At 42.8% G+C, this 10,729-nt stretch carries 9 protein-coding genes; all 9 read left to right on the top strand.

The window, feature by feature from the left end; all coding sequences use genetic code 11:
* Positions 1 to 159: 159 nt before the first annotated feature.
* Positions 160 to 711 (top strand): hypothetical protein, encoded by a 552-nt coding sequence (locus tag QZ488_RS19430; RefSeq protein ID WP_293751855.1) that lies wholly within the window; start codon positions 160 to 162, stop codon positions 709 to 711.
* Positions 704 to 2,140, top strand: a complete 1,437-nt coding sequence (locus QZ488_RS19425) for a PfkB family carbohydrate kinase (protein ID WP_293751853.1) — start codon at positions 704 to 706, stop codon at positions 2,138 to 2,140. The genes QZ488_RS19430 and QZ488_RS19425 overlap by 8 nt, the downstream gene beginning before the upstream one ends.
* Entirely contained in the window at positions 2,140 to 2,826 is a 687-nt protein-coding gene (locus QZ488_RS19420) for a nucleotidyltransferase family protein (protein ID WP_293751851.1), read from the top strand. Before QZ488_RS19425 ends, QZ488_RS19420 begins: the two co-directional genes overlap by 1 nt.
* 14 nt (positions 2,827 to 2,840) lie before the next feature.
* Entirely contained in the window at positions 2,841 to 4,103 is a 1,263-nt protein-coding gene (locus QZ488_RS19415; protein ID WP_293751849.1) for a TIGR04372 family glycosyltransferase, read from the top strand.
* A 102-nt stretch (positions 4,104 to 4,205) separates the two neighbouring features.
* Positions 4,206 to 4,328: a hypothetical protein gene (locus tag QZ488_RS19410; RefSeq protein WP_293751847.1), complete on the top strand. Its 123-nt coding sequence runs from the start codon at positions 4,206 to 4,208 to the stop codon at positions 4,326 to 4,328.
* Between the two features lie 416 nt (positions 4,329 to 4,744).
* Complete coding sequence (locus QZ488_RS19405) at positions 4,745 to 5,809, top strand: MraY family glycosyltransferase (protein WP_293751845.1); 1,065 nt, start codon at positions 4,745 to 4,747, stop codon at positions 5,807 to 5,809.
* Positions 5,810 to 5,946: 137 nt separating this feature from the next.
* Complete coding sequence (locus QZ488_RS19400) at positions 5,947 to 7,725, top strand: ABC transporter ATP-binding protein (protein WP_293751843.1); 1,779 nt, start codon at positions 5,947 to 5,949, stop codon at positions 7,723 to 7,725.
* Between the two features lie 142 nt (positions 7,726 to 7,867).
* Complete coding sequence (locus QZ488_RS19395; RefSeq protein ID WP_293751841.1) at positions 7,868 to 9,094, top strand: class I SAM-dependent methyltransferase; 1,227 nt, start codon at positions 7,868 to 7,870, stop codon at positions 9,092 to 9,094.
* Positions 9,095 to 9,827: 733 nt separating this feature from the next.
* On the top strand, positions 9,828 to 10,729 hold a 902-nt coding region (lhgO, locus tag QZ488_RS19390; protein ID WP_293751839.1), incomplete at its 3' end, for an L-2-hydroxyglutarate oxidase.

The following is a 10,729-nucleotide window of genomic DNA, read 5'->3' as shown; positions in this document are numbered from 1 at the left end:
ATTTTTTCCTCGTACATATTCGATACGGTTAAGCTTTGGGTAATTACCGAAGCGGATCGGTCAGCAACAACGATTCTTCTACCTGAAGAATATTAATACTGGTGGGGCAGGTAGCCGCTTGCCCCTTCTTTTATTTAATTTGCACATTAGGAGGTTGTCATGAATGCGACAGCTCAATTAGTAGAACGGGTTAAACCCGATAAAAAACAGGATCAGGAATTAGCGATTAATTCTGCTAATCCCTTAGACCTTCCCGCTGAAACTTTCCAGGCTGGTTTAGACCGTCGCCGGAAAAATAGAGCCGCTTTAATGTCCTGGGTTCGTGAAGCACTGGTGGAAGGTTCCGACTTTGGAAAAATTCACGTAGTTAGCCGTCATAAATGCCAGGCAGGGAAATATTGCAAAAACCCTGCCCATTTCAGCAAGCCTAGCTTGTTTAAACCAGGTGCCGAGAAAATATGCGGCATGTTAGGCGTAACGATCAACTATCCAACCCTGGTCGAGTATGAAAAGGCCGCTTTAGCAGGAACTGTACTCAGCCAAATAATTTTACGCTGTGAAATTATAGACGCTTCCGGTCATGTGGTAGCCGGTGGTATTGGTGCACGAATATTAAGCCAGGATAACGGAGATATTAACAAAGCATTAAATGATCTAGAATCAGGGCGAGTGTTTAGGCCATTGATCGTAATGGAGCATGATGATGAATAATTTAGTTACAACTTTTATCTCTGGGTGCTTTAATGTCATTCATCCTGGGCATTTAAGATTGTTGCGGTTTGCTAGAGAAAGTGGAGGCCGTTTGATTGTTGCCGTAGAGAGTGATCGTATTGCAGGTAATTCTGCACATGTACCAGAGCAGTTACGTCTTGAAGGGATAAGTAGTAATAGTTGGGTAGATGAAGCTTTTATTGCCGATGAGCCGATTTCTGACATCATAAGCCGACTCCGCCCTGATATTGTTGTTAAGGGGAAAGAGCATGAAGCGCATTTTAACCTAGAATTAGCGGCATTAGAGCAATATGGTGGCCGCTTGGTATTTAGCTCGGGTGAGGCCCGGTTTTCGTCACTTGATTTGATCCGAAAAGAATTTCAAACTTTTGACTCTCGTTCCATAAGCTTACCGACTGACTATCTTGATCGTCACTCTATCGATAAATCCAGATTAATTGCATTGGTAAATGATTTTTCCAGTTTAAATGTCTGTGTGGTTGGTGATTTGATTATTGATGAGTACATTACCTGTGATCCCTTGGGTATGTCACAAGAAGACCCGACGATTGTCGTCACACCATTAGATTCAACCCGCTTTCTTGGTGGTTCTGCTATTGTCGCTGCACATGCTGCGGGATTAGGAGCATCTGTACAGTTAGTTTCAGTGACGGGCAAGGATACCTCGCGCGATTTTGCGCTTGAGGGTTTGGTTGCCATAGGTGTTGAGGCGCATTTGCTTGAAGATGACAGCCGCCCCACGACATTAAAACAGCGTTATCGCAGTAAAGGGAAAAGCCTGTTGCGCGTCAGTCACCTGCATCAGTCGAGCATCTCTGCTGTATTGCAAACACAGTTATTAATGGCGCTGGAACAGGCGTTGGACGGAGCCGATTTATTGGTGTTTTCGGATTTTAACTATGGCTGCTTGCCACAACCATTGGTTGACCAGGTTGTGGCGATGGCCAAAAGTAGTGGTGTGTTAATAGTTGCTGACAGCCAGTCATCCTCTCAGGTGGGAGACATCAGTCGCTTTAAGGGTATGGATTTAATTACCCCTACTGAGCACGAAGCTCGCATTAGCATGCGTAACCGAGAAGATGGCTTGGTAGTACTGGCAGAACAACTGCGGCAACAATCGGTTGCTCACAATGTCTTGCTTAAATTGGGCGAAGAAGGGCTATTGATTCATGCTAGCAATAGTAAAGGCGATGCCTGGTTAACTGACAGGATATATGCTTTGAATAGTGCCGTCAAAGATGTGGCTGGTGCAGGCGATTCATTGTTGATTACCTGTGCCATGGCCTTGGCTTGCGGTGGTATTATTTGGGAAGCCGCCTGTTTAGGCTCGTTGGGGGCGGCCGTGCAAGTTGGCAGGGTGGGGAACACCCCATTGCGTACCGAAGAGTTATTGCGAGAGTTGAGCTAGTGCGAGCATTACTGTTGGCGGCGGGGTTGGGTACGCGTTTGCGGCCACTCACTGACACTATGCCGAAGTGCTTAGCGCCGATTAAAGGCCAACCATTGTTGGAGATATGGCTGGAGCGCTTGATACAGGCTGGCATAAGACCATTATTAATCAACACCCATTATCTGGCAGAGCAGGTTGAGACTTTTATTGAAACTAGCTCTTATCGTAATCAAGTCAGGTTGGTGAATGAACTTGAACTGCATGGCACTGCCGGCACATTGATAACCAATCTGGATTTTTTTGAGGGCGAGGATGGTCTGTTGATTCATGCCGACAACTATTGTTTGGCAGATTTCACGGCCTTTCAACAAGTACACCGTAATCGCCCGCCAGAATGCCTGATGACAATGATGACCTTTCGCACCGACGAACCGTCATCGTGTGGTATTGTTGAACTGGATCAGCGCGGTGTAGTGATAGGCTTTCATGAAAAGGTTGCTAACCCGCCGAGTAATTTAGCCAATGGGGCAGTGTATATCCTCTCTGCCGAATTATTAAAAATACTGGATACAGATTTACATATAGCCACAGATTTTAGCACCGAAGTGCTGAATCGTTTTGTCGGGCAGATCTACAGTTATGAAACATCGGAAGTGTTTTTAGATATAGGGACACCGGAAACGTATGAACAGGCAAATAACTAGATGAAAGTAATGGCATGATGCAGTTTATTAAAAGGCAGCTTAAGCAAATTCAGCAAGGTGGAAGTACAGTATTACTTAGACAAATCTCAAAGATGCCACGCTATATATTTGCTATTCCTGTGGTGCTAATTATGCGTTTGATCAAGCCTTGGTTATTAGTGCGATTGAGTAGATTGAACAGTCTTCGCATTGGTCACTTTGTGGGTAATACCGAGATGTATCTTTGTGAGCGTGATGCGGGTATAAATGTGCCCAACCAACGTCATATTGATATTTTTTATTTGGAGGAGCCTATTTGTAATCAGCAGCTTGTAATCATGTGGCAAAGGGTATTACGTATTTGGCCTGCCTGGGTAGTGGCCCCTACTGTCGTAATCAATCAGCTTATTCCTGGCGGAGAGTCGCATGAGATTGGCAACAGTACCTCGGGTGATAGGGATGTGCATAATTTGTTTGAGCGATTTCCTTCACATTTAAAATTTACTGCTGAGGAAGAGATGGGTGGTGAAGCTAGTTTGCGGGCAATGGGTTTGCCTGATGGCGCACAATTTATCTGTTTAATTGTTCGTGACAGTGCATATTTGGATAGCCAGCATCCTACCATTGATTGGAGTTATCATAATTATCGCGATAGTGATATTCAAAACTATATTTTGGCTGCTGAAGAACTTGCTGATCGCGGTTACTTTGTTTTCCGTATGGGTGCCAAGGTCCATTCATCTATAAACAGCGCGCACCCAAAAGTGATTGATTACGCCAGCAATGGTATGCGCAGCGATTTTATGGATATTTATTTGGGGACGAAATGTGCGTTTTGTCTTACAGTTGGAACTGGATTTGATTGTGTTCCTCTTATTGCGCGCCGTCCAATAGTTGAAGTTAATAATGCTCCGTTGGGCAGTTGTATTACATGGGGTAATACTTCCCTTTTGCTATCTAAGCATCATATAGATATGAAAAGTGGCCATGAGTTAACGGCGGGTGAAATATTTTTACGCGATATTGGGTTTTGTTCAAATTCCTTAGAGTATAAATCTAAAGGTATATCTCTCATCGAAAACACTCCAGAAGAAATTCGTGACGTAGCTATCGAAATGGCAGAGCGTCTTGTAGGCACTTGGCAAGAACACCCAGACGACGAGGCTATGCAGCAGCGTTTCTGGGAGATCTTTCCCACTGATGCCGTAGATCCATTAAATGGAAGACTCTTACACGGTAAAATCCGTACTCGCTTCAGTGCCGCATTTTTGCGCAATAACTCTGAGTGGTTGCAGTGAGTAACAACAATCCAGTATAGTTGCGATCTTTAGCGAGTTTCTGACGCGCTATTCACAGTATTGTTCTCAGAAAAGGTCAAATTAACGATTACATCGGGTCCCTTGAAAGGGTTACAAGGTATTTTTCAAGAAGAAACAGGCAATGAGCGCGTTGTTTTATTGCTCAACGTTATGCAAAGACAACAAATGATTAAAGAGTCTCTGGATGCGGTTAAGGCGGTCTGAGGGGTATTTGTCTGATTGTTCGAAAATGTAAAAACTTTATGTTGAGAGTTGTTTTCAGTATAAGAGAGTATAGCTATCAAACTTGTTATCATAGGGCTTTTAAGGAATGTTTTGCCTTTTAAAGGTGATTTTTAATCTAACGGTGGGCAAGATGTGTTGCGCGCTGGTGGCGGTAGCGTGCTTAAAGTTTTAGTTTAAAAGTCTGGGCGAAACGGCAAAAAATGCTACGGTTATAAGCAGCCTAACGTGGAAGTGATAAAGATCTTTAGTTTTTTAAAAGTTCTGTTAGGGCTGTAAAGTTAAGAAGTTAATGTTTGCCAAGCTTGTTAATTGAAACCATTTTGGAAAGCGAACCTTAATGGTTATGATATGGTTGTTTTTGTTTAACGTATAGCGTCTCTAAAGTAAGTTATTTTATGAGTGATATTTCATATGGTTTTACCTTAGCATGCTTAATGGCACTTGTGATTTCGGTGCTGGTAATTATTATCTGCCGACCATTAGCGGTTAAGTTCAACCTAGTGGATGAGCCGAATAGTCGTAAGTTGCATAATGGGTCTATCCCTTTAATAGGAGGGGTGGCCGTTTTTATTGGTACCATAGTGCCTCTAGTGCTTTTTTTTAATTTGTCCGAGAAGGTTTTTTATCTGTTTGCAACAGGGTCATTTATTTTTCTCATGGGTATGGTTGATGACCATACAGGTCTAGGCGTTAGGCTTCGTCTTTTTGTTCAAGTGATGGCATCCGTTATCATGATAAAGAGTACGGGGTTGTATGTAGAAAATTTGGGTGATTTGTTTGGTTGGGGCGATATTCATCTGGGGCAATGGGGTATGGTGTTTACCGTAGTTGCCATCATAGGTTTAGTTAACGCCTATAACATGATAGATGGGATGGACGGTCTTTTGGCGACGCTGGTTTTCGTAGCGTTAGCAGGGGCTGTGTTATTTCAAATAAGCAGCGGCCAAATTCTATTGGCTGAGCAGATGGCCGTATTAGGTGCTGCCATACTGCCCTATTTGTGTGTGAACTTAGGTTTTTTTACTAAACGGAAGGTCTTCATAGGTGATGCTGGGAGTATGCTTTTAGGTTATATTTTAGCGTGGTTTTTCATCTATCTTTCCCAGAGTCCAATAGAAGCAATAAAGCCGGTAAGTGTTTTGTGGTGTCTTGCAGTTCCGATAGTGGATACCGTAGTCGTTATGGGTAGAAGGATTTTAAAGAAAAAGTCTATCTTTGCTGCTGATCGTGCGCATTTACATCATTTGTTTCAGTTAGCTAAGGTATCTGATAGAAAAGCACTTTTAACTATTGATGCGTTAGCGGTGTCTTTGTTGCTACTGGGGGTTGTGATGTCGTTTTATAGTGAGCGCTATAGTTTCGTTGCTTTTTTAATTTTTTTCTGCTTTTACGCTTATTGGGTTTTACATCCTTGGCAACTGCATAAGCTTATCAAACAGTTTGTTGAAGAGAGAGAATAAACGAGCTAATGAGTTGCGCGGGCTATTTGAATAAAGAGAAAGTTTGAAGCGGTTTTGATGTGTTATCTTTTGGGAGTCAACATCGTCACTGGAGCTCAAGTAAACAATTTAAGTAATGTAGGGTAATTGAAGAGAGTATGAAAAGCCAACCAATAACAACTTTACTAAAACACCTTTGGTGCCATATTAGTCCACATCGGCATGGGCAGTTCAAATTACTGATGTTGCTGATGTTGCTCGCATCATTCGCAGAAGTTTTTAGCATTGGCGCCGTGGTTCCGTTTCTTGGAGTGTTAACGGAGCCTGAATTTGTTTTTGATTTACCTATCGCGCAACCGGTTATTCAGGCGTTAAAGCTAACTGAGTCAAAACAACTGTTATTGCCGCTTACTATTGTCTTTGGTGGGGCGGCGATAATCGCTGGTGCTATGCGTTTATTGTTGCTTTGGACGAGTACTAGATTGGCTTTTGCCACTGGTTCTGACCTTAGTATTAGGATCTATCGCCGTACACTTTATCAGCCATATTCTGTACATTGTAACCGCAACAGCAGTGAAGTGATTAATGCCATCTCTGTGAAAGCCAATGGAGTTATTTCTGGCATTATTATGCCTGTTCTAACGCTCACTAGTTCCATCATTATGCTCACTGCTATTCTCATGGCCCTGTTGATGGTGCAACCTATGGTTGCATTAGTCGCTTTTGCAGGTTTTGGTCTTATCTATGTGCTTATTATTCGTTTGACCCGTAAGCAACTATTGGCTAATAGTAAATGTATGGCGCGCGAATCTACTCAAGTTATAAAATCTTTGCAAGAAGGACTAGGCGGTATACGTGATGTGTTAATCGATGGCAGTCAATCTGTTTACTGCCAGATATACCGTAATTCTGACAGACTTTTGCGCCGTGCACAGGGGAATAATACATTTATTGGTGGTAGTCCTCGCTATAGTATGGAGGCATTAGGTATGGTTCTTATCGCCACGTTAGCGTATTTTATGGCTCAGCAACCAAGTGGCGTCGCTAAGGCTGTTCCCATTTTAGGCGCATTGGCGCTTGGTGCCCAGCGATTACTCCCAGTGCTTCAACAAGCTTATCAGGCTTGGGCCGAAATAAATGGAGGGTCAGCTTCATTAGTAGACACGCTTGAACTGTTAGACCAGCCCTTGCCCTGTTACGCCAATCAGTCAGTTATACAACCGCTGGCATTCAATCACAGTATAAGGCTTAAGCAGCTCGACTTTCGCTATAGCGAGCAAATGCCCTATGTGCTCAAGCAACTCGATCTTACTATTGCCAAAGGTAGCCGTGTCGGTTTTATTGGAGCCACCGGTAGTGGAAAAAGCACCTTGCTTGATATTATTATGGGGTTGCTACAACCTTCTGATGGCGACTTGGAAATTGATGGTCAAACTATTACGCTAGGTAACAATGTCGCTTGGCAATCCCATATTGCTCATGTGCCACAAGTAATCTTTTTGGCCGACAGTACCATTGAAGAAAACATTGCCTTTGGCATACCCAAAGATCAGATTGATCATTCTCGGGTTAAGTTGGCAGCTCAACAAGCGCAAATTGCCGAAGTTATTGAAAGTTGGTCTAAGCAATACCAAACCATTGTTGGTGAACAGGGTGTTCGGCTGTCTGGCGGTCAGCGTCAGCGTATTGGGGTTGCACGCGCTCTTTATAAGCAATCCGATGTGATTATCTTTGATGAGGCTACTAGTGCATTAGATTATGAGACCGAACAAGAAGTCATGCAAGCAATCGAAGGGCTCAGCAAAGACCTCACTGTGCTCATTATAGCTCATCGACTCACTACCCTGAAAAACTGTACAGAGATTGTCGAGTTGGGCGGCGGGGGCATCAAGCGGACTTGCAGTTATCAAAACATTAAGAATGATAATATCTATTAATGCATGGCAAATAAAGCGGAGGGTGGATTAAATGCCATGGATCCTAAATTGAATATTCAATGGCCCTTGAAGGTTATAGGAATGTCAGAGCGAGACAAAAACCCCCCATTATTAGTTGAGAATTTTGAGGAATTATAAGTTTATGAAGTGTAGGCACTGCTGTAAAAACCTGAGGCATACTTTTGTGGATTTAGGGGTTGCACCTCCTTCTAACGCCTACCTCAAAGGAAAAGCTATAAAGGCATTCGAGAAGTGGTATCCATTAAAAGTGCTTGTGTGCAATGGGTGTTGGTTAGTGCAAACTGAGGATATAGTTGATTTTGATGAAATGTTTTCTGGAGACTATGCTTACTTTAGTTCCTTTTCGGAGACATGGTTGGAGCATGCCAGAAATTATGTTGAAAAAATGATGGCGAGGTTCAATCTTAGCAGCCAAAGTCAAGTTGTAGAAGTTGCTGCCAACGATGGCTATCTACTCCAGTACGTGAAACTAAAAGGTATCCCATGTTATGGTGTTGAACCAACACATAGTACAGCTATGGCGGCTAGAGAACGGGGCATTGATATTGTTGAAGCGTTCTTTGGCGAGCAAAGTGCGCTTCTATTAAAGAAGCAAAGAGGGCAGGCTGACTTAATTATCGCTAATAATGTTCTTGCACATGTTCCAGACATAAATGATTTTGTGAAGGGTTTTGTCAGGCTGCTTAAACCAGAAGGGGTAGCGTCTTTTGAATTTCCTCACTTATTAAATCTAGTACAGCTTAATCAGTTCGATACTATCTACCACGAGCATTTTTCTTACCTATCCCTTACAGCTATTCGAGTAATTTTTGAAGCAAATGGATTGATAGTTTTTGATGTGGAGCAGCTGCAAACACATGGTGGGAGTCTACGCATTTATGCACAGCGTAGTGAGGCGGTTCGGCATAAAATTAATGAAAGGGTTTTTGAATTGCAAAAAAAGGAAGATTTGGTTGGTATGAATACAGTTGGCTTTTATAAAGGTTTTCAACAAAAGGCTGACAAAATAAAGATGGTTTTTATCACGTTTTTAATTGAAGCTAAGCAGCAGGGCAAGAGTATTGCTGCTTATGGTGCTGCTGCTAAGGGTAATACTTTTATGAATTATGCTGGGATACGTTCTGACCTTATCTCATTTGTAGTGGATAAAAATCCGGCTAAACAAGGAAGCTATATGCCTGGTAGTCGAGTCAGAATAGTTGGAGAAATTTACATAAAAGAAAATCAGCCTGATTATGTGGTTATTTTCCCCTGGAACATACGTGCAGAAGTTATCGAGCAATTAGCTTATATTCGAGAGTGGGGTGGTCAGTTTGTGGTTGCTATACCCGAATTAGAGTTGTTATGAATAATGTTAATTTGAAAAGTGCTCCAACTACTTAGTCGATAAATGTGTGATGGTGACTGGTGCAACTAGCTTTAGTGGTCGGCACAGTTTTCGTTTAAACTAGTTGATGTGGGTTTTGATGTTCATGCGCTAACACGGGTAGATTATGAAAAAACTAAGTTGTGGTGGAGTTTTTTGCATATTGGAAAGTTATTTATAAATGGTGTTGTAGAAAAAGTTATTAGTGGGGAAAATCAGCGTATTTATTGTGCTTTGCCTAGTACTCAGGTCCAAGTGAATATTAGACAGCACCAGAAAATTTTTTATGCGTTCAAGCTGGTCTGTACTTGCTATAGGTTTTGCAGGAAAGGGTGGGGGGCGTGTTGTTATGGCTAGGATATCTACGCTTTGTCCCACTTAAATCAGGAACAAGTTACAGCGCTTGTAAAAATGATTTATAGAAAATATTATCGGTTTGATCCAGTCAATTTGGATTGAACAGTGTATGAGGAAGGATAATATGTCATTTCTATGTGCTTCTGGTGGATGTTAGACGATTGAAAGACGGAGTGTATTGGAGGCCAACCGTTGATTTTGATGCGGGGGCTGGATAAAACAATTTCCTAGTGGGAGGCGAGATTATAGCGCTCTTAATGACTGGGGTGGGTATTATTTGTTGATTGAGTACTTTAAGGTTTCATTGGTAAGCTTTACATTTATATTTACGCGTTAAGTAAGTTTTTAAAAGTTAATTATGAGGTATGACCTAATTATTGTTGGCGGTGGCATAGTTGGTTTAGCTACAGCTCTGCGTGTAATGCAGTCTCGGCCAGAGACCCGTTTAACCTTGATTGAAAAAGAGGCGTCCGTAGCGCAGCACCAGTCAGGTCATAACAGCGGTGTGATTCATTCTGGGCTTTATTACAAGCCCGGCTCACTCAAGGCACTTAATTGCCGTGCTGGTTATCAACAAATGTTGGGTTTTTGCCGAGAGCATTCCATACCCTATGAGATATGTGGGAAGATTGTTGTGGCAACTTCACCTGCAGAATTACCTGGTCTAGAAGAATTGCATCGTCGGGGTGTCGCCAACGGTCTAACAGGGCTTCAATTTTTACAGCCTCCCGAGATTCGTGAAATTGAACCTCATTGTAGTGGTTTTCGTGGCTTGTTTGTGCCGCAAACAGGAATTGTTGATTATGGCGCGGTAGCGAGAAAATACGCGGAGTTACTGGCCGAGTTGGGTGTTGAAATTATTCTTGGTGAGACAGTGGTTGATATTCAGCGACAAGGTGAGCAGGTTGAGGTTATAGGGGGTTCACGTACTTGGGTAGGGCGAGTTGCCGTGGTCTGCGCTGGTTTGCAATCAGACCGATTGGCGCGCAAGTCAGAGCCAGATTTACCCTTGCGGATCCTACCGTTTCGTGGCGAATATTTCCAATTTACCGCATCGGCCCCTAAGTTAGTCAATCATTTGATTTATCCAGTTCCCGACCCTGCGTTCCCATTTCTTGGCGTCCATTTTACCCGCATGGTAGGAGGTGGCATAGAGTGCGGGCCCAATGCGGTTTTTGCTTTTGGTCGCGAAGCTTATAAAAAAACAGATTTTAATCTGCGAGACCTTTCGGAATCTTTAACTTGGCCTGGGTTTAGAAA

The organism is uncultured Paraglaciecola sp., assembly GCF_913020055.1.
Taxonomy (GTDB): domain Bacteria; phylum Pseudomonadota; class Gammaproteobacteria; order Enterobacterales; family Alteromonadaceae; genus Paraglaciecola.
Note: the sequence above shows the minus strand (reverse complement) of the source record. Positions and strands in the feature narration are given on the sequence as shown.